Below are 20,926 nucleotides of genomic sequence, written 5' to 3'. Positions count from 1 at the left end.
CGGACTCAGGAGTGTTTGAAAATGCAAGCGATGGTTCGAAACGGCATCCCAACGGTATCTCTGATGGGGTTCCTCGCGATGCTCCTTGCGCTCGGGGCGGCGCCGGCACGAGCACAGGTTGTTCCCTTCAAGGTGACGGGAGCAGGGGTTGCGGAGTTCATCCCCCTGGTGCCGGGGCAGGCCTCGCCGCACGACGCGATTGGCACGGCCACACACCTGGGACGCTACCAGGCCGAGGGCCTCGTCCGGCTTGATGCGTTTACCGGACCGACGACCGGCGCCTTCTCCAGCGCCAAGCCCGTGGCCTTCACCGCGGCCAATGGCGACGTGCTCTGCTTCGACTACGAGGGTCAGGTCGAGCTGATCTTCGTCGGAAACGGTCGGTTCATCACCGTCTGGGTCGCCGAGTTCACCCCTGCCTCGGGGAGTACGGGCCGCTTCGAGCGGGTGGTTGATGGGAGCTTCGTGATGACGGCGATTTCCGATCCGTTTCTGCTCGAAGCCCCCTTCCTGGTCGGTTACTCCTGGTCCGGCTCGGGCTGGATCGCGTTCGATCGGGGCCGATAACCTGACGCCTGGAATCGGCCTCAGTTCGTTGCACCAATGGGGGCGAGGGCCAGGGCGAGGGCGGGACCGAGAGAGTTCGTTGTTGCGTCGTGATCACCTGAGGTGATGCTCCGGGAGGCGGGGGTGCCCCTGCAGGGCGCCCCGAGTGCTCCTCGGGAAGGATCAGGTTGCATTGACGATCTTCAGATCCCAGCCGTTCTGGGCGTTGTAGAAGTCGCTCTGCGAGACGCCAAGGTTCCAGATGGCCGTCAGCAGCTCCTCGGTCGGGTACGGGCCGGGATTGTCGAAGGGGTTGGTCGACGCACCGATCTGGTTGACAAACCAGACGTCGGCCAGGAGCGACGTGTTGCTTTGCTGGAGAACAACCTCGTAGAGATCGTAGGTCGGCGGTTTGAGTTGATTGCAGACATAGAGATCACAAATGTAATCTTCCATGTACACAATCTGCCACTTAACTGGCATCAGCGACTGATAGAAGAACAGGTCGTAGCTGTTGGACGTGGCCTGCTCGATCGCGCTGGTGGTGACGTCTTCCCAGTCCCAGAGCCCGGAGGAGATGGCCGTACCGAGGGTCGAGAGCATCCCGTAATCCCCGACGATGGTCGTTTGCTGCTGAGCGAAGGTTTTCACATTGTCCGTGAAGAGGTTTCCGAGGGTGGTCAAGAGCGCCGCATACGTTTCTTCGAGCTTCGTATCGGGGCCGGGGTTCGGCTGGTTGGTCAGGTCGCCGATGAGGTTGTCGATCCCCGAGGCGATGGCCGCGGCGCCAATGGCCGCTCCGCCACTGAAAGCTGCTGCCATGGCCGCAAGGGCAGCCTCGAACACGCCGACAATCGCGAGCGAGGCGGTGTCGTTCTGCTGCTCGCTCTGGGTCAGAGCGACGAGGGTTCCGGCGGCGACAAGCCGGTCGTTCGTGACCGTGCCGATGTCCGAATTGAGGGTCGTGAGCTGCGTGTACAGGTTGTTGACGCCCATCACGTCGTTCAGTTCATTGATGAGCTGGCTCTTGATGGCATCCCAGTTGGTCGGGGACACATCGGGCGGTCGCGGGATCTCCTGACCGGGCAAGGTGGACTCAATCTTGTTGAGATAACCGCTCAGTGTGGCGATTGCGTCGTTGTAAAGCGCCCGGACACCGCCCGGCGCGACGATACCGAGGCCGGCGTTGATGGCGGCGTAGCCGGCGTCCCACTGATCGGTCACCTCGGGAAACGGGGTGGCCGGCCGGTCGAGCAGGCCAAAAGAGAGGACCTGAAGCACTTGCGCCGAGTCGAGGGAGGCCAGCACGCGGTTTCGGTCGTTGGCCGCCAGGCCGAAGAACATGCCCGGCGGGGTCTGCTTCGTGACGGCAGCCCACGATCCTCCCGGAGGACGAAGGAAGAGTACGGAATCGGCCACGACCCAGACCGAGCCGTCGGCCGCCGCCGACACCTCGGTGGGAGTGGTGCCGCTGAACTCGGAATCAACAGCCCAGCCCCCACCCGACGACCACGAGAGCAAGACCGCGCTTCCTTGAGCATCGCTGCCGATCGCCCAGATGTTCGATGCCGAACCGATTCCGAGTTGCGTGATCGAGAATCCGTTATTGGGAATGACCGACCACGAGTCGGACGCCTCTTGATACGAGTAGACCGTCCCCGAACCTCCCAGGACCCAAACGATGCCATCGGCCGAGGCGCCGATCTGAGACGGCGAGTCGCCCCCCGGCAGGTCGGCGACGGTCGAGAGCGTGCCCGAGCTGGTGATCGAGGCGATGAACAGCGGCCCTTCCTGCCACTGATCCGAACCGATCAGCCAGGCCTCGGTGTTCGAGATGGGCGCGATCGAGTTGGCTGCGCCGCTCCAGACGCTGGTCGAGATCATCGTCACCGGATCGTATGCGAACAGGCCCGACGCGATGGTGCCGACCCAGTAGTTTCCGTCCGGCGAGGCTCCGAAGGAGGCGAGCGAGAACAGGTCGACGCCCCCTGGAGCAATCGGGTTCCAGTTCGTCAACAGGCTGAACTTAGGGGTAAACGGATAACCGACCGGCGGCAGGGAGGCGAGTTCGGACTCGGGCAATGAGGAGACTGGCGGGAGGGACGGAGCGGCGAGGATCGAGTCCAGGTAGGGGGCGGACCCAAGCATCAGGGCCTTGGCCCGGGTCAAGGCCCGGGGCCCTTGCCAGGCGGTCGAAACACGGGCGGCGAGTTGCTCGTCCACGCGGCCGGGCGTGGCGATCGAGGCGATCCGGGCGGCGGTCACCTCCCGGTACGAGGGGCTCCGCAGCAGGTCGGCCACGACGAGCGAGCGAGGGACCCCCCGGTCAAGCGCACCGACCCATCGGGCGGTCTCGGCCTCGGTCGGGCTCCGCTGCCAGAGGTCGTCGGCCATTGCGTTCAGGTACCCCTCGTGCGTGCCTCCTCCGCGGTTCCGGTAATATTCGGCCGAGCCGATCACCCGCCAGATCACGGCGAGCTGGTCGGCACCCCTGGCCGTCTCGCTCAGGTGGAACTGAAACTCGCCGGCGGTTGGTTCACGGTGGAGAAGTTTCTCATACGTGTTGAGAATTTCCACTCGGCGAGCCGGTACTGACTGCAAGACCATCGCCGCCGCTCGCTCCCGGGACATGCCCCGATCGAGCCAGCCGACCAGCCGGTCCTGCACGGCATCGGCCAGCGGCTGATCGACCAGGGCCGTGGCGATCCGGTTCACGAATCGCTCGTGCGCCGAGGCGGAGGGGGACGCAATCTCCAGGGCCAGGACCTCGGCTCCCGCTGCTCCCGATACGACCACCGGCATCGGCAGATCGGCCGAAAGCATGGTTCGGGACTCGAGCGGTTCGAGCTGCAGGCGGGTTCGCTCGATGTGCTTCGGGCGATGGCGGCCGATGGATCGTGATCGGGAAGGCCTGGACATCGTCGTGAGATCCCTTGTCAAGAATCAGGATGGAAACTCTGAAGGTTGATCGTGTATTGTGATCAGAACGCGTTCATGAGCCAAGCATCGAGTGGTGGGTGGGAACATCGTCTCAGACATTCGGCCTGAACAACAGAGGCAGCCTTCACCAATTCCCCGATTCGCCTCGACTTCGGGTACGGCACTTCTTCAGGCGCTCGATTGCTGAGGTCCGCCCGAATCGTAGCTTACGAAACCCCGCCGAGGCTCATCTTCGATCGATTCCAGCCAGGCTCAACCCGGAGGGAGCCTTGAAGGGGAACCAGCGGCCGATCCCCACTCAGAGCGGCCAGATGATGGGGACGATGATGATCGCCGTCACCCAGAGCAACAGGTTCAACGGCAGGCCCACGCGGAGGAAGTCGCCGTAGCGGTAGCCGCCGGGGCCGTACACCATCATGTGGGTCTGGTAGCCGATCGGCGAGGCAAACGCGAACGAGGCGGCCAGGGTGATGGCGATGATGAACGGCCGGGACTCGGCGCCGAGGGTCCGGGCGGTTTCCAAAGCCAGGGGGAAGGCGAGGGCGGCGGCGGCGTTGTTGGTGACCAGCTCATTGAGCAGCATTGTGCCGAGATAAAGCGCCGCCAGGGCGGCGATCGGGCCGAGGGATCGGGTGGCGGCCACCAACAGATCGGCCCCGGCGGCGGCGGCGCCGGTCTTGTCCATGGCCTCGGCCAGGCCGAGGGAGGAGGCGATCGCCAGCAGGACGGGCCACTCGACCGAGCGGAGGGCGTCGGGCCTCCCGAGGCATCGGGTGGCGACCATCAGGCCGCCGGCGAGCAGGGCGGCGACGGCCGGCTCGACGAGGTTCGAGGCGATCGCCAACACCATCAGGCCGGTCAGGATGGCCGCGACCGGGGCGCGAAGGTGCCGGGGGCTGGTCGAGCCTTCAACCTCGGAGATGAGATAAAAGTCCCGGTGATCGCGGAAGGCCCGGCTGAAGTCGGGGCCGACCTGAAGGAGCAAGGTGTCGCCGGGCCGCAAGACGATATCGCCGACCTTGCCCGCCAGGCGTTCGCCGTTGCGGTGGACGGCAACAACCGCCGCGTCGTACATCCCCCGGAAGCCGGCCTCCCGAACACTCCGGTTCACCAGCGGAGAGGCCGAGCTCAGCACCGCCTCGCAGAGCCGGTGGCCGGGTCGATCGACACCGGACCCGGCGGCGATCTCGTACTCGGGCTGCGCGGCGGGCATCAGGCCGGGGACCTTCTCCAGCTCGGCGATGGTCGAGACGTCTCCGGTGAAGATCAGGCGGTCGCCGGCGTGCAGCTCCACATCGGGCTCGACCGGGCCGATCGCCTCGCCATCGCGGTCGATCTCAATGAGGAAGAGCCCCGGCAGGTGCCGCAAGCCGGCCTCCTCGACCGTCTTGCCCACCAGCTTGCAGCCAGGGGAGACCATCAGTTCCGAAAGGTACTCGCGTCTTGCCTCGCTGAGCTGCTGCAACACGTCCTTGCGCTTGGGTGTCAGCCGAGGAGCGATGAACAGCAGGTACGCCACCCCGACCATTGCGCACGGAAAGCCTGCCCAGCCGAGTTCCAGAAACCCGAGGCCCGGCAGGCTCGGGTCGTTCTGCTTCAGCAAGAGACCGTGCACCACCAGGTTCGTGCTCGTCCCGATCAGCGTGCAGCAGCCGCCGAGGATCGAGAGGAACGACAGGTGCATCAGGACCGACGACGGAGCCACCCGCTGCCTCCGGCACCAGTCAACCACCACTGGTAAGAGCATCGCCACGATCGGCGTGTTGTTGATCACCGCTGAACTCGGCACAACCAGGGCCGCCAGCTTCGCCCGGGCCCCCTCGGGCGTGCCAACCCGGCCGAGCAAGCGATCGCCGATGATGTCGAGCACCCCCGTCTCGCGCAGGCCGGCCGCCACCACAAACATCCCGGCGACCGTCAACACCCCCGGATTCGAAAACCCACTGAACGCCTCGCTCGGGTCCAACACCCCGAACAGAGCCAGCAACACCGCCGCCCCCAGAAAGACGACGTCCGGCGGCGCCCAATCTCGGACCAGCGTCAGCAAGACCACCGCCGTCAGTCCGAGCGTGAACCAGGCCCCGAAGCCGAGCTTCGGCGGCTCGGCCGCGCGGTTGGCATCGGGGGCAGCGGCTCCCGGAGCCGCGTCGATCGGCATCAGCTCCTGCTCAACCTCCCCGGGCTTGCCCGCCGGGGCGTCGGGCGGTTGGGCCGTCGCGGCGGTTCCGGCGCCAAAGACCAGCAGCACCACCATCAACCAGACGCACATGCGTGAGTGTTCCCGGCCCGAGAGAAGATCGAGGAGCAGCGAACGGGTGGGTTAATCTAGCTCAACTTGATCAGGATGTGCAAGATCGGTCTTGAGGCGGAGCCCCCAGGCTGAGAAGTTGAAGGCCGTGCCAGGGCTTATCGCCAGTCCCTTGGGTCGTATTCGCCAGACTCGTAGGCAATGCCGCGGCCGCCGAGGTCGGTTCCGGGCAAGGCCGATCGGAAGAAGGCATAGGAGCCGTCGCCGACGAACTGGAGGTGCAGAATCACCGGCCCGGCCGGCTCGCGGCGAATCGAGAGGATGATGACGTCGAGCCAGTCGGCTCCGCCGTCTTCAGCGAGGAGCATGTGGGCGGTTCCTTCGGGGGGAACGTGCTGGCCGGACACGACGACCGCCGCCCCGCCCTGGGAGATGTCGAGCAAGGCCCCCACAACCCGCTGAAAGTCGTCTCCTTCCCACCAGCCGATCGCGATCTCGGCGTCCGCTCCGTATCGGATCGATTGCCGGCGGTTCGGTCCGGTCGGTTTGCTCACCCGATCCGGTTTCGAGGAGAAATCAAAGAGGCCCAGCAATGACTTCATCGGTCGGCCTTTCCCATCCTCTGGAAGAATCGAGGGCCTCTCGGACACGCGTTGATCTCGCAACTCGGAACGCGGATGGTGGCCGTCCCTCAAGACAAGCTTAGGTCACGTCTGGCAAGTTGCGTCGGAGAATCGACAGAGGGTGGCCCGAACTCCTCGTCGATGCTTCAATGGGAACCTGTCCGGCCGAGTTCCCGAGGGCCTTGGGCTTCCTGTGCGGGAGTCTCCGGTTCTGTCGTGTTCAACCGTTTCGGTGATTGACATGCTGTTCGCGATCATCATTGCCGTCCTGGGCGCTCCTCGTGTTCCCGCGCCGACCGTCGATGACGGGCAAACGTTCGACGTGGTCGTTTACGGCGGCACATCGGCGGGCATTGCCGCGGCGGTGCAGGCCGACCGCATGGGCAAGTCCGTCGTGGTCGTCTCGCCCGATGTCCACCTCGGCGGCCTCTCCAGCGGCGGCCTCGGCTGGACCGACAGCGGCCGCAAGGACGGCATCGGCGGCATCTCCCGAGAGTTCTACCACCGCGTCTGGCAGAAGTATCAGGAGCCCGACGCCTGGCGATGGCAGTCGCGCGACGACTACGGCAACAAAGGGCAGGGCACCCCCGCCATCGACGGCGAGAATCGGACCATGTGGATCTTCGAGCCCCACATCGCCGAAGCCGTGTTCGAGGATCTCGTCGCCGATCACGACATCCCGGTCGTCCGAGACGCCTGGCTCGACCGGAACGCTGGTGTCGAGAAAAACGGCAACCGGATCGTCCGCATCACCACCCTCGACGGCCAGACCTTCCGCGGCTCCATGTTCATCGACGCGACCTATGAAGGCGACCTGATGGCCGCCGCCGGCGTCTCGTACACCGTTGGCCGCGAGTCGAACGCCCAGTACGGCGAAACCCTCAACGGCGTCCAGAAGAAACGCGCCGTCAGCCACCAGTTCGATTTCCCGGTCGATCCCTACGTCACTCCCGGCGACCCCTCCAGCGGATTGCTCCCTCTCATCCACGACGAAGACCCCGGCCTCGACGGCGAAGCCGACCACCGGCTTCAGGCCTACTGCTTCCGGATGTGCCTGACCGATCACCCCGAGAACCGCGTCCCCTTTGCGAAGCCCGAAGGCTACGACCCGAATCAGTACGAGCTGCTCCGCCGCTACCTTCAGAGCGGTTTCAAGGGGGTCTTCAACAAGTTCGACCCCATTCCCAACCGCAAGACCGACACCAACAACCACGGCGCCTTCTCGACCGACAACATCGGCATGAACTACGACTACCCCGAGGCCTCGTACGAACGCCGTCGCGAGATCATCGCCGAGCACGAGCAGTATCAAAAGGGCCTGATGTACTTCCTCGCCAACGATCCCGATATCCCCGACGACATCCGCTCGAAGGCCACCAGCTACGGCCTCTCCCGCGATGAGTTCACCGACAACGACCACTGGCCGCATCAAATCTATGTGCGGGAAGCCCGCCGGATGGTCTCCGACTTCGTCATGACCGAGCGCCACCTCCGAGGGATCGACGCCACGCCCGACTCCGTCGGCATGGGTTCGTACAACATGGACAGTCATAACGTTCAACGTTATGTGGATGAAAACGGCCACGCCCGAAACGAGGGGGACATCCAGATCAGCCCCGGCGGCCCGTATCAGATCAGCTACCGGGCCCTCGTGCCGAAAGAGGAGGAGTGCGCCAACCTCGTCGTGCCGGTCTGCCTCTCCTCGTCGCACATTGCCTACGGGTCGATTCGGATGGAGCCGGTCTTCATGATCCTCGGCCAGTCAGCCGCCACTGGGGCGGTTCTGGCGATCGACCATGATACCTCCGTCCAGGAGATCCCGGCCGACGCCCTCCGCGACCGCCTGCTCCAGGACGGCCAGGTGCTCGACCTGCCCGATTCCACCTCGAACCGCCCAAACGTCTCGTTCCAGTCGTCCGAGCTTGACGGCATTGTCATCGACGACGAGGAGGCGGAACTGGTCGGCAACTGGGGGATCAGCTCGGCGCTTAGGCCGTTCGTCGATCTCGGCTACCGGCACGATCACCACGAGGGGAAGGGAACCAAGGCCGCAACCTATCACGCCGCACTCGAACCAGGATCGTACGAGGTCCGGATCGCCTACGCCCCCTCCTCGAACCGAGCAACCAATGTTCCGATCCTCATTCACCACGCCGAAGGTCAGACGGCCTTGACGGTCAACCAGCGGCAATCACCGGCCGGCCCCGGCCCGTTCCAATCACTCGGCACCTTCCGATTCGACGGTGAATCGCGTGTCGAGGTCCGCAACGAGGGGACCAACGGCCACGTCATTCTCGACGCCGTGCAGTTTCTCCCGCGATGATCGACAATCGTCCGCCGGGAACCCGGTTCCCTTCGGGGTCCCGGCGCCGTCCGGTCAGCGGGCCGGGTGGTGCGAGGGCGAGGATCGGTGCGATCGGGTCGAGGAGGGCTCAGACGCTTCGTCGAGGTCCGCCCCGTGCGCGCCGTTGGTCGGTTTGTGAGACGCCGCTCGACGACGGGACCGCGGTGGCGGTTGGTCGGGGTGCGGCCTCGGATTCGGGTCGGACCAGTGGCCGAGCAACTCGGCCCGGATCGCCCGGAACATCGCCTGAGACCCGTCCGGAAGCTCGAACGGGTCGCCGTCGAGAGCCTGCGCGAGCCGCTCGCCGATGTGGAAGCCGAGCAGCCGGTACGCTTCAAACTTGTCGGCGGCGTAGAACTGGTCGGTCGTCGGATCGTTCGGGAACTCGGGATGCTCGGCCCAGAAGCTGAGCAGCTCGGTCCCTTCATCCAGGGTGAACGACGGCTTGACCAGAATCAGCCAGCCGGTCATCGGCTCGGAATCGCCCGATGCCTGGCCCGGCGGGTAGTGAATCTCGGCCACCGCGAAATGGGCATGGGCGTAGTGCCGGGTGGTCTCCTCCGAACCGGCAAGCTGGACCGATCGGTCGGGGACGATGCAGCGCAGCCCTTCGGGATCGGGGGTCAACGGATCGTCGTCGAGCCCTCGGATCACGATCCCGTGCTCCGTCCGGACCCGCCGGACGACCTCCATGAACTGGCTGAACAGGCAGAACGGGTCGCTCGACACATCCGAGGCGATGATCAGGCGGCATCGTCGCAAGAGCAACTGTTCCAGCCCGAGGTTCTCGACGTAACCGCCATCGGCCACGAAGCAGTGATAGCGCTGGTCGGGTTTCGAGAATCGGTCCATCAGCAACCGCAGGGGAGAGGCCGGTAGACGCTCCGAGAGCGTATGAAGCGGCAGCGGCAAGCCTCGGTAGCCGGGATTCGGCACCCACTGGCCGAGCCTCATGTTGGTCAAGAGCAGCAAGACGGCGACCAGCGGGTTGTTCGGGTACGACGGGCTCAGCGCCGCCCCCGAAATGGCCATGGCGTTGGCCAGGTCAAATCGTCCTGCCTGGAAGTCCTCGGTCGCGGCGAACCCCGTGCGGAGCGATCCGCAGAAGCGGGGAGAGAAGATGAAGGTGTCCTCGGGAGACTTCGCGCGCGTCTGATCGCTCCGAAGCTGGCTGATCGTCGCGCCGAAGATCGGGTAGGGGGCCCCTTTGTTCGTCGATTCGATCCGGACAAGCGGGATCGTCGAGCCTTCTCCCGGGTGCTCCCGAATCCACATCGACGCCAGCTCATCGCGGTAGTAGCCGTGCATCGAGGTGGCGTTGAGGTTCACCAGCAACGCCGAGACGAGAAAGAGCCCCAGCGCCCAGGCAAACCACGAGAGCCTCATGCGCTGGTCGGCCGGCTGCACGTTGTAGGCGAAGATCGTGTCCCGAGGCTTCAAGAGGTCAGGGTAAACGGTCTGGAGCAACCCTCGGTTCAAGGAGGTCAGCTCGGCGTCGAGGGTTCGAAGGCCTGGCGGAAGCTGAGCGATCGTGGCGTTCATCCTCGCCGTCACATCATCCGAGTCTCCCGAGGCCCTGGCCCCGACTCCGACCCCGACTCCTCCACCGGTCTCGACTCCTTCCCTGCGACGGACGTTCTGCGCGTCTTCAGATTCGAGCAGGGCGTTCAAGGCGGTTTCCCGAGTCTTCCTCCCCGAAAACCCCTGGTTCGGATCGCGGGTCAAGACCTTGATGAGCTGGGCTCGAAACGCGATCCAGTTCTTGTAGCCGTCTTCCAGGTTCTCGGCCTGAGCCATCGCTTCCAGGTCTGCCCCTTCGTCTCGAAGGGTTTCCAGCGTCAGGGCGAACGGGGTAGTCAGGGTCGTGGCCGCCGGAGAGGACGACGCGATCAGCAGTTCCAGTTCCGAGGCGCGCTCCGGGTCGCGCACGGTGATCACCTTCAAGGACGGAGCATCCTCATAAAGGGCCGGCTCTCGAAGAACCTTCTGGTTCAGGAGGCGGCAGACCTCCTCTCCCAGCAATCGCGAGGCGACCCGATAGTGATGATGATCAGTCAGGGCGTTGCGCGACTCGACCCCCAGGCCGACGAGCAAGAGCCAGCGTTTCGGGAACGAGAGCGAGCGCACCAGGCGGGCGTTCTCTTCCTCGCAGTGCACGGCCAGTTCCAAAAGGGTCGATGGCCAGGCGAGTTTCCCCGCCCGACGGTCCCGATCGATCACCGCGAGGTGAGGCCCGAGCAGCGTCTGAAGCTCGTCCCGCGTGATGGGGGTGTTGGCCGTCTGCCAGAGCCGCTTGCTCAACTGCCGTCGCGAGTCGATCGGATGTGGTCCCTCGGCAGCCTCTCGGGCTTCGGCGGCCTTGGCCTCGGCCTCAAGCGATCGCCAGGCGCTCCGCCAGTCCTTGAAGTCCATCCAGATCAGGTCCGACTGCGCCGGAAGCCGGATGCCGTGCAGGTAGGCGGCGCGATTGAGCCGCGATTCGTTGAACTTTGACAGGTTCTCGCGCGCCATGAAGGCGAAGATCAGCAACGGGATGCCGTACAGAAGCGCCCGGCTGGCGATGGCGAAGATCCAGCTCTCGGCCAGGTTCCGAGGATGCGTGCCGCTACGGATCAGCTCCCGAGGGCGGAGGTAGGGCAACAGCAAGATCACCAGCAAGGCCGGCAAGAGGTACTGGAGCCAGCCTTGCATCCGGTTGATCTCCTGGTCCGGAGGCTGGATGCCGAACAGGTTCCGCAGGTAGTTGATGTCGATATCGCCGGTTCCGAGCAGGGCCGAAATCGCCAGCAAAAACGACACGATCGTCAGCACCAGCAGCGGACGGGCCGAGAGCCCGGTCACTCGCTCCCCTCGACGCCAGTAGCCGATGGCCCAGACGAACAGCCAGCCAACGAACACCACGCAGGCCGGAAACAAGGCGCGATGCACGTCGCTCGGGAAGCCCAGCACATACAGCCAATCGACCAGTAGGTAGTCATCGAGCAATCGGAACAAAAACGCCGACAGCGAGGCCAGGCAGAGCACTCCGCTGAACGTCACCACGCCAATCAAGACAATCCCGATCAGCCAGCGGTTCAAACCCGCCAGCGTTTCGTGACGCAGGTAGCGACCGCCTCGAATCATCTCCAGGACTTCCGGAGACTGACGGCCCGTCGGGTCAGGAGCCAGGGCGAAGGTGCTCGACGAAAGATTCCCATGTGTCGACCGTCGGGGAGATTCCTGCTCCTGCGTGTCCTCCTGCGATCGTTTCCGGCGGGTCCGGCCTCGGGCGCGCGGTTCCGGGCCGGTCGGCGTCTTGATCCCGGAATCACGCGACGGCACATGCGCCGTGCCTTCGTGCGGCCTCTGACCGTCCGGCTCCGGCCTCGACTCCGGTTCGGGCAAGGCCGGGTGATCGGTGCCGTTGCCTTCCCAGTCAAGCCGGGTTTCCGGATGGGTCACTTCCGAGACCAGACGAGCCGAGACATACGACCCCCCGGAGACGCTCGACAGCAGGTCGATCGACCGCATCAATCCGTGCCGGTAGAGCGCCTGCAAGAGCCCAAGGTTGAAACTGGCCGATCGGATCCCTCCTCCCGAGAAGGACAGACCCACCAGGGTCCGGGCGACATCCTCCGAGGTCTCCTCTCCTCGGATCACACCGGCGGCTCGCCGACGGTTCAGCACTTCGGCGTGCTCGCGCTGAATCACGTCGTCGAGGTCGAACGCTTGAGGATGAGAACGCATGGCGATCGCTCCGTGGCGTCTCGTCCGTCGGGCCGCTCGAAGGTCGGTCTCCTCCCAGCGTCCCCGGCAGCTTGAAGTCGTGCGAGCGGGGCAGCGATTCAGGTCTTCAACGGATCTCCAATCCAAACACAAACGGCCCCGATCCGCGAACCGTCGCGGAGCAGGGCCGACATGGCACAACCGTGGTGATTCCCCGTCGCGAAGAATCCGACACACACTCAATTTTAGACCGTTAACAGACGGCTTGAAAGAGGATGCGTTGAAAAACCGTTCCTGATCGGGCAATCACGTCCTCGCGTCGCTTTCCCCGAAGTGGCATCGTGCAAGGAAGGAGATCGAGCGAACATGGTCGCCGAATGGGTATTCGGCGGTTACAATGAAATGCTGTATGTAAGGGAGTCTGTGTCCCAAGTGGCCTGAAAAACCCTGGCGTGGGTCGTGATTGGTTTCGAACCCTGAGCCCCCCTTTTGTGTGTGCCTGATGCAACGATCCCGTGTCCGCTCCCGATGCTTGCGCGTTCGTCCTGAGCTGCAACGGCTCGAACCGCGGGCCTTGTTGACGACGTTCACCATGACGTCGCCCACAAGCGGCGGCCTGCTCCCCGAAGCGGTGTCTCGCGTCGGGGGGATTGTGCTCGACCTGATCGGCGAGAACGGGCGTCGGATCGTTTCGCAGGTCCGGGCGAGCAACCTCTTCGTCGGGAATTTTTCGACCGGAGAACCCGCTGACTTCCGGGGCAATCCGGGCACCATCGGCGTGCGATCCGGGTTTTCTTCGGCCGTGGTCGATGCCCTCGGCGGTTCCATTGCCGAGCTGAGCGTTCGCCTGACGCTCGAGGACGGCGACACCGGCCCCGGCGACTTCGACCGCGACGACAACACCCTGCTGCTCAACGGGATCACCGTCGGTCGGTTCGATCAGGTCACCACGGTCGAGACCAACTCCTCAGGAACGGCCATCCTTTCCCAGAACCCTGACGGCGGTTTCCGCAACGATCTCGTGGACACCGGCTTCTTTCACGTGACCGACCCCGAAACCCTCCAACTCATTTACGAGTCGATCCGGGACAACGGAGTGGCCGCGTTTCAGCTTCTCGACGTCGACCCGTTTGACAACTTCTTTGACTTCACGGTGGGCATCGACAGCGGGCTGATCGATGTCGAACTCCCCCCCGAACCGCAAAATCAACCCCCTCGGATCCGCTCGATTCAGGTCCAGACGCCGGTCGTCGAGGGGACCCCAAGCCGGGTGATCGTCGTCGCCTCCGACCCCGATCCGGACGATCAGCTTACCTTTGATTTCTCGCTGGAAGGCAATGGCCGGCTCGAACCGTCAGACGTTCCCGGCGAAGCCTGGCTGACGGTCCCTCAAAGCGGAGACGTCCGCCTGACCGTCCGGGTCGAAGATCCCCTCGGCGCGTTCGACGAGGCCGAGCAGGTCATCGTCGTGAGCAACGCTCCCCCCTCCGTGACGATCGCAGCCGATCAGGACGCCATCGAAGGAACCGACGTCAGCTTCTCCCTCGGCGCCTTCGACGACCCAAGCCCTCAGGATCGCTGGTCGGTCGAGGTGGACTGGGGAGACGGCTCGCCCGTCGAGACCTTCGACCTCGATCGCCCCGGCCGCTTGCCGGATCGGTCGCATCGCTACCTCCAGGACGGTCAGTACGAGATCACCGTTCGGGTAAACGATGGAAGCAACGAGGCCGTGGCAACCGCTCGGGTCCTCGTGCGGAACGCTCCCCCCAGGCTTCGGCAGATCGTGATTCCCGATCGCGCCACCCAGGGATCGCCGATCGAGCTGACCGCCGAATTCTCCGATCCGGGCCCCCTTGACCCCTTGACCGTCGAGATCGACTGGGGAACCGGCAGCCCGATCCGAAGCGTCCTGCCCCCCGGTTCAACCTCGCTGAGCACGACGTTTCAATACGATCGCATCGGTACCTTCGTGGTCACGGTCACCCTGACGGACGATCAGCAAGAGGCGCCCGTACTGGGCCTTCCCGTGACGGTGGCCGCCCCCGATCCCCCTCGTCTTCCGAGCTTCCGGTTCGACCCGGAGCCCGTGTTCGAGCCACAATCGCCCAACGAGGCCCTGGCCGAGGCCCTGCTTCCGGCCCGTTCGATCGACCCGGAGGTCCCCGCGCTGGGAAGGGCTCCAGGTGATCCCGGAGGTCCCCCCCCGGCAATCCCTCCCGGCCTCGCCGCTCCAATCGCGATCCTGGTCGGACAGGACGCGCCAGACCTGAATTCAAGGTCGGTCGCCCCGCCCGTGGCCGAGGCGTCCGCTCCGATGAACAACGCTGAGGAAACCAATACGGTCCCTGCGGCTCCCTCCGCTCCCTCCTCGTCCGAGGTGGCCTCGGCCGAGGCCGAGACCCAGGGCGACGCGGCGATTGGCTCCGAGCAAATCGTCTCGGCCGAGCAATCCTCCTCGAGCACCGATGCCGATTCCGACTCGACCATCGCCTCCGTGAGCGTCGGCATGGCCAGCGCCGAGGAGGATGCCTCGGCAGCCAGTGCGGCCTCGTCGACCGCCGCCGCCGACGATCCCGGAGCAGATTCCGGGTCGAAGGCCATGCGCGCCACCGTCTTGATCGTCGCCGCCCTGACCGTCCGACGGGGAGGGACTCGGATTCGAAAATCGCTCAGAGCGTCATCGGTCGGATCAGCCCGGCGGTGATCCTCAATGGCCGATCCGACTCGGATGATCAACCTCCAAATCTCTTGAACCGATCCCCTCGCCGCAAGCGCCACGTCCCCTCGATCCGAGGCGTTCCCGATGCTCCTTTGAGCCTCTTTTTTTTTCTTTTTCCTTCTTCGTCGAACCCCAGGGAATCATGACCAGTTCCCCTCCCCCCGAGGATCAAGACACTCCGGCTTCGACTCCGGCTCCGGCGGAAGGGGTCACTCAGGAATTGCTTCTCTTTGGCAACGAGGAGATCCTCCGAGGGTCCGACAATGCCACGCTCGTGGCCTTTGCCGCGCTCGCCTTTCAGGACCTTCGCGGTGGCGAAGGGGTCGCTCAGCATGCCGGAAGCGTCTTCCTGCTGTTCAGTGTGCTCTGTTGTGCCCTGGTTCACTTCGCCCTCGGAAACGCTTATATTCATCGAGCCCGAAGTCTGCTTCGTCCTGGCACTCCCCGTCGCCGTCGCCGCCGCCCTGGATCGGGAGAGGCCCGAGCCGTCAGTCTCGGAATTGTCTGGCTCGCCGTGATCACCCAGATGACCTGCATCGCTCTGGGCCTGTTGCTCATCCTGCCCAAGCAACCGCCCGCCTTGCTGGCCCGTTATGTCCTTCCGTTCTTTGAGTAACGCAATCGGAGAAGACACGCGCCAAAGGAGGGCGCTCCGGTCGCAGGAGGCGTGTTCGACACCAGCATCCAGAGGTTGTTTTCCATGTGCCGATCCTCGACCGTCGTCGTGCTGCAGCTGCTATTTCTGACGCTCGGTTCGGAGGTCGGGCCGACGGCCCGGGCCCAGTTCGGCCGAGGCAGCGCGGCCACCGTGCTGGCCGAACAACTTGTGGCCGAGTCGGATCGGTTTGTCGAGGAGGTCCGATACGAGCTGGCGGGCACCCGACAGGGCCGCAACCTGGAAATCCGGGGCAATGCGCTCCGAGGCGCTGCTGAATCCTTCTACAACGAGTTGCTCCAACGCCACGCCGACGACAGCCGACGGCTCCGCGCCTTCGACGGAGTGGAACGCGCCCTGACCGAGGTCCAACGCGAGCTGAATCGCCCTCCCGGCACGGCGCCGAGCGCCAACGCCTCGGCCCGACGCATGGACCGGATGGTCGCCGAACTGCGACGCGAGTACGGCGGAGCCCCTCTGCCTCCCGGCGGCATCACGCCCGGCCGGCCTCCCGTCTCGCCACCGTCGGCTCCGGGCTACGACTGGCGACTCGTGGCCGATGTTTCCGAGCGGACCCTGGCCAGTGTGCAGGTGCTCGGTAGCCGGATCGACCAGGAGATCGGCCGATTCCCACCCTATGACGGGGTCCTTCGTGATCTCGACGGCATGGCTTCGGGCCTCAGTCGCGTCAACGAGTTCGCCCGCCGGCAACTCCTCATCTCGCAGCTCGGGCCACTCCTCGCGCCGATCCAGAACCAGGCCCGTCACACCGCCGCGGTCCTCCAGGGGGCTCGACCCCCGGTCCGGATCGCCCGAGCCTGGAACGACGTTCAGCGCGGGATCGACGATCTGAGCCGCTTGCTCGGAGTGGGAGGTGATTTCATCATCGACCCGAATCAGCCGGTGATCATCGATCGCCCTGGCTACGACCAGCTTCCCTGGCCCGGCCCTCCCGGATGGGGGGGCGGAGGGGGGATCCTTCCCCCGATGGCCCAGGCCGTCCCTTTCATCGACGAGGCGATCCGAGAGGTTGACGCCTATCTGCTCGGCATCCGTCCGAACGTCTCCATCATTCCCGAAGGCCCTCAGTTCCACCGAGACGCCCAGGAGCTACGCAACGCCTTGCTCGGACTCCGGCAAGGGCTTGCGGCCGGCGGCTGGAACCCCTCGGTCGGCCGGCAACACCGCGAGGCCGAGGCGATCGCCCAGCGGCTCGTCGATCGCACCCTCCGCGTCGGTCGAGGCCAGATCGGCCCGAACAATGCCCGGGTCCTTCGGATCCAGGACCTCATCAACCAAGCCCGCGCCGCCCTTTCCGGATCGACTCCCTATTGATGATCATCGAACGTTCCTCTTCGCTGACAGGATCCTCCTGACATGCTTTCACTCTTGCCGTCCTTCGTCCTGGCCCTGGCGCTGCCTGCAACCCCGTCGCAGGAGGACGCCCCGGCCCCCGGCGCGAACGACCCGAAGATGATCGCCGCCTACGATCGGCTCGTCGCCTTCCTCGACGGCCTCGAATCGTTCGACCTGACCGTGCGGCTCGACTGGAACGTCGAAGGGGCCCGCGACGACGACCAAGCCGGCACCAACCTCTACCGCCTTCAGGTGCAGCGCCCCGACCGCTTCCGGATCGAGGTCCGCCCCGGCGACCGTCCTGAACCCTCCCTGATCGTCGTCGGCGACGGCCAGACCGCCACCACCCTCTACACCGCCAAGGCCCTCTATTCGCAAGCCGAACAACTCAACGACCCGGCGGCCGCCCTGGAACGCAACCCGATCGTCGCCATCAGCATTAGCGGATCGCTCATTGATACCCTTATGCGTCCCGATCTCGTGGACCTCGTCCAGTCGCACGCAACCGACGGCGCCTTCGTCGGAACCGAACAGGTCGACGGCCAAACCCTCGATCGCTACACCCTGAGCTGGCGAGGCGACGAGGAAGAACTCTGGATCGGCCCCGACTCCGAGCCCTTGCCCCGGAAGCTCGTCCGCATCCTGACCGTCCCCACAGGGGAAAACCGCGTCGATCGGCTCATCACCACCGCCACCTTCAACTGGACCCTCGGCGCACCGATTCCCGACGACGCGTTTGCCCTGGAATTGCCCGACAACGCAAAACGGGTTGAAGATATCTACTCCGCCCTGGCCAACGGGACGGCCGGAACCCTGATCGGCGGACCGGCCCCCGAGCTGGACCTCAACCGCCTCGATGGAAACAAGGCCACCCTGGCCTTCCACGCCGGTCGAGAGGTCGTCGTCCTCTGCTTCTGGGCAAGCTGGGCCAACCCTTGCCTCGACCTGCTCCCCCGCCTTGCGACCGCATTGCAACCGTACCGAGATCGCGGGGTGGTCTGCTACGCCATCAATGTCGGTGAGCAACCCGACGAGATCCAGCGCACCCTCGAAGCCCTTGAGGTCAACCTCCTCGTTCCGCTCGACCCCGACGGCCGGGCCACCGACGCCTACGGCGTGACCTCCGTTCCAACCCTCGTCCTCATCGCCCGAGACGGCACCGTCCAGGCCGTCCACCTCGGCACCGGCGAGGCGGTGCTCGACTCCCTCGCGGCCGAGCTCGACACCCTCCTCGACGGTCGCCCCATCACCCCCTCTCCGTAACGCCTCCGCGTCCTTCCTCGCTCGGGACCTTTCCACGGTGCCGTCATCCTGGCCTTTCGGGATCAGAGGCCTCCGATCCCCGTGGCGACTCAGGGGGCCTCGTCCGGTACGTACTTCTCGTAAAAAAAGATGAACGCGTTCAGGCGACGGACCAGGTGAGCAACGGCAACACCAACGACGATCAAGGCTGTCAGGATGATCCCGGGAGAGTGATTCTCCGTTGCCAGGGAGGAAGATTGGCTCAGCGCCAGAATCCCGTAGCCACCCATCGCCAGCGAGGTTGCCAGCCAGACAAGGGAAACGCGAGACCAGAGACCCGATAGCGCGATCAGCAAGGGATAACCAATCACGAGGGAACTGGAGACCCCGTCAACCAGCCCGATGACCGTGGTGAACAGGATGACGTCCGTCACGATCCAGGCCGGTGGCGCGAGGTAGGCAAGCGACTCGATCCGAGAGAGCCGCTGGAAGATCAGCTTCGCCGCGGCCCAGACGATCATGATCAGCATCACCCACATGACCTCCGAGCTTGTCTGATCGGCCGTCCTCCACGCGTCGATCCCGAACAGGGCAGAGATCGCCGCCAGTCCCAGGAGCCCGAACGCCAGCTTCGGCTCGCGCCGACTCCAGCGTCGCAATCGCAACCAGGGTCCGAGGTCTCGAGACTCAACGACCTCACCCCGGATCACGCAATCCAGATCCCTGGCCAGTTCCTCGGCGGTCGCGTAACGCCGCCTCGGCTCCTTCTCCAGGCATTTCAGGCAGATCTGCTCCAGGTCTTGCGAAACCTCGGGCCGAATCCGACGCGGCGGAATCGGGTCGCGCTCCAGGACCTGCACCAAGGTCTCCAACACCGTCTTGGCTCGGAACGGCGGCCGTCCGGTCAGCAACTCGTACAGAATCGCCCCAAGGCTGTAGATGTCAGCCGCTTCAGCAACCGCCTGCCGCGACCCGGCCGCCTGCTCGGGAGCCATGTAGCTGGGAGTCCCCAGGACGGCCCCCGATCCGGTCAGGGCGGTGGCCTCCTCGTCGAGACGACGGGCCAGACCGAAGTCGGTGACGTACGGCTTCCCCTTTGCGTCGATCAGGATGTTGGCCGGCTTCAGATCACGATGGAGAAACCCTTGTCGATGCGCCGCATCGACCGCGCGGGCCACCGTGGCGAGCAGCCGGGCCGTCGAGACGGGATCCCCCTGGTACCGGGAGATCCGGGCCGACAGGCTCTGGCCCTCAATATACTTCATGGCGAAGTAGGGCAGCCCGGCCACGTCGCCAGCCTCGAAGATCGGGACAATGTGCGGGTGGTCGAGCCCGGCGACGGTCTCGGCTTCGGCCCGAAACCGCTGCTGTTCGGCCGGGGTCGCCACGGCCCCGGATCGCAACATCTTCAACGCCACCAGCCGATTCAGCCGCAGGTGACGAGCCTTGTATACCACCCCCATCCCCCCCCGGCCGAGCATCGCGATCAGCTCGTAGTCGCCGAAGCGTCCCGAGGAGAGGCGAGGCAACCCTTGCTCGTCTTGCGATGCGTTCGAAGGGTAATCGAACGTGCACGTCTCCTCGCCTTCACCTTCGCATTCGGCTTCGGTGTTGGGACCGGGAGGGTGCTCCACCGACGCTCGGAAAACCGTCTCGACGATCGCCTCCTCGTGGGGGAATCGCTGCCGATACTCGGACAGGGTCGGTCGTTCCCCGCAACGCTCCCGGTAGTCGAGTTCCAGGGCCAGCAGGTCCCGCAGCAATGCCTCTCGGCCCTCCGGATCCATCACGGTGAGGTCATCCTCGATTCTGGGACGCGATCCGGTTTTCCAGGAGGCCTCGAATCGGTCGCAGACCCGGTCGATGCGCGCGGCGATCGACAGCGGGATCGGGTCGGAGTCAACATGGTGATCGGCGCTCATGTCGGCTCCTCCGTAAGCCAGTACCGACGGATCAAGGCGAGCTTGCGCTCGACGCTTCGCACGCTGCAATCGAGCCGTCGGGCAATCTCCTCGTGGCGCTCCCCCTCCAGCTTCCACTGGGCAATGCGACGAAGGACGTCGTCCGGCAAGGTGTCGAGGCGACGGCGGTACTCCTCGGTCACAATCGCCGCGAACTCGGGCGTCGGCTCCCGGCCGGCGACCGCCACCAGCCCTCGCGCTCTGCCCTGAGCCTCTGGCCCCTCCAGCGCTGCCTCGTCGAGGACCAGTCCGCCTCCCCGCTTCCTGCGGCCTTGCCATTGTCGCTGGTCCGTAGCCTTGCGAGTCGTGATCGTCACCAGGATCCGCCAGAGGTCATTGCGGTCCTCCAGGCGAGGGAATCGGCCACGTTCGGCGTTCCGGCAGAAACTGTCGAAGGCACTCAGGGCGACGTCTTCCTCGTCGGCCGCGGCCCGAGACGCTCCTCGGAGCCGGGCAGCGGCGAGGCGAACAAGCTGGCCGAAGTAGCGTTCCCAGAGCTCCTCGGCGGCGGTGTCGGCGTCTCGCTTCAGGTCGCCGATCCAGACCGTAACCGACCCTTCGTCTGCGCGTTTCATCAGTGCCTCCGG

The 20,926-nt window shown here is 65.2% G+C and carries 12 protein-coding genes; 6 read left to right on the top strand and 6 right to left on the bottom strand.

The annotated features are described in order from the left end of the window. Positions 1 to 567, top strand: a 567-nt coding sequence (locus HG800_RS19575) for a hypothetical protein (protein ID WP_206352355.1), incomplete at its 5' end; no start/stop codon positions are given. Positions 568 to 729: 162 nt separating this feature from the next. On the opposite strand, the gene HG800_RS19570 is transcribed toward HG800_RS19575, so the two are convergent. The 3 genes from HG800_RS19570 to HG800_RS19560 all read right to left on the bottom strand — a co-directional run bounded on the left by HG800_RS19570 (position 730) and on the right by HG800_RS19560 (position 6,336). Further along, positions 730 to 3,465: a hypothetical protein gene (locus HG800_RS19570; protein WP_169978593.1), complete on the bottom strand. Its 2,736-nt coding sequence runs from the start codon at positions 3,463 to 3,465 to the stop codon at positions 730 to 732. 319 nt (positions 3,466 to 3,784) lie between these two features. Continuing rightward, a complete protein-coding gene (locus HG800_RS19565; protein WP_169978591.1) occupies positions 3,785 to 5,755 on the bottom strand; it encodes an SLC13 family permease in 1,971 nt (656 codons plus the stop codon). 137 nt (positions 5,756 to 5,892) lie between these two features. Then, positions 5,893 to 6,336, bottom strand: coding sequence for a PilZ domain-containing protein (locus HG800_RS19560; RefSeq protein ID WP_169978589.1), 444 nt, complete (start codon positions 6,334 to 6,336; stop codon positions 5,893 to 5,895). A 262-nt stretch (positions 6,337 to 6,598) separates the two neighbouring features. On the opposite strand from HG800_RS19560, the gene HG800_RS19555 reads away from it, so the two are divergent. After that, positions 6,599 to 8,680, top strand: a complete 2,082-nt coding sequence (locus HG800_RS19555) for an FAD-dependent oxidoreductase (RefSeq protein ID WP_169978587.1) — start codon at positions 6,599 to 6,601, stop codon at positions 8,678 to 8,680. 54 nt (positions 8,681 to 8,734) lie between these two features. On the opposite strand, the gene HG800_RS19550 is transcribed toward HG800_RS19555, so the two are convergent. Continuing rightward, positions 8,735 to 12,427: a hypothetical protein gene (locus HG800_RS19550; protein ID WP_169978585.1), complete on the bottom strand. Its 3,693-nt coding sequence runs from the start codon at positions 12,425 to 12,427 to the stop codon at positions 8,735 to 8,737. Between the two features lie 571 nt (positions 12,428 to 12,998). Between HG800_RS19550 and HG800_RS19545 the strand changes: the two genes are divergently transcribed. From HG800_RS19545 to HG800_RS19530, 4 genes are all read left to right on the top strand, one after another. Further along, complete coding sequence (locus HG800_RS19545; RefSeq protein WP_169978583.1) at positions 12,999 to 15,110, top strand: PKD domain-containing protein; 2,112 nt, start codon at positions 12,999 to 13,001, stop codon at positions 15,108 to 15,110. A gap of 157 nt (positions 15,111 to 15,267) precedes the next feature. Next, a complete protein-coding gene (locus tag HG800_RS19540) occupies positions 15,268 to 15,741 on the top strand; it encodes a hypothetical protein (protein ID WP_169978581.1) in 474 nt (157 codons plus the stop codon). A gap of 84 nt (positions 15,742 to 15,825) precedes the next feature. Beyond that, the gene (locus HG800_RS19535) at positions 15,826 to 17,115 is read left to right on the top strand and encodes a hypothetical protein (protein ID WP_169978579.1); all 1,290 of its coding nucleotides are present in this window, start codon (positions 15,826 to 15,828) and stop codon (positions 17,113 to 17,115) included. Between the two features lie 42 nt (positions 17,116 to 17,157). Beyond that, positions 17,158 to 18,399, top strand: a complete 1,242-nt coding sequence (locus HG800_RS19530; protein ID WP_169978577.1) for a DUF2092 domain-containing protein — start codon at positions 17,158 to 17,160, stop codon at positions 18,397 to 18,399. 89 nt (positions 18,400 to 18,488) lie between these two features. Here HG800_RS19530 and HG800_RS19525 read toward each other — a convergent pair whose 3' ends face one another. After that, positions 18,489 to 20,300, bottom strand: a complete 1,812-nt coding sequence (locus HG800_RS19525) for a serine/threonine-protein kinase (RefSeq protein WP_169978575.1) — start codon at positions 20,298 to 20,300, stop codon at positions 18,489 to 18,491. After that, a complete protein-coding gene (locus HG800_RS19520) occupies positions 20,297 to 20,914 on the bottom strand; it encodes an ECF-type sigma factor (protein ID WP_169978573.1) in 618 nt (205 codons plus the stop codon). Before HG800_RS19520 ends, HG800_RS19525 begins: the two co-directional genes overlap by 4 nt. Positions 20,915 to 20,926 lie beyond the last annotated feature (12 nt).

This window comes from Tautonia rosea (genome assembly GCF_012958305.1).
In the GTDB taxonomy this organism is placed as follows: domain Bacteria; phylum Planctomycetota; class Planctomycetia; order Isosphaerales; family Isosphaeraceae; genus Tautonia; species Tautonia rosea.
This window is presented reverse-complemented; position numbering and strand designations above follow the sequence as displayed.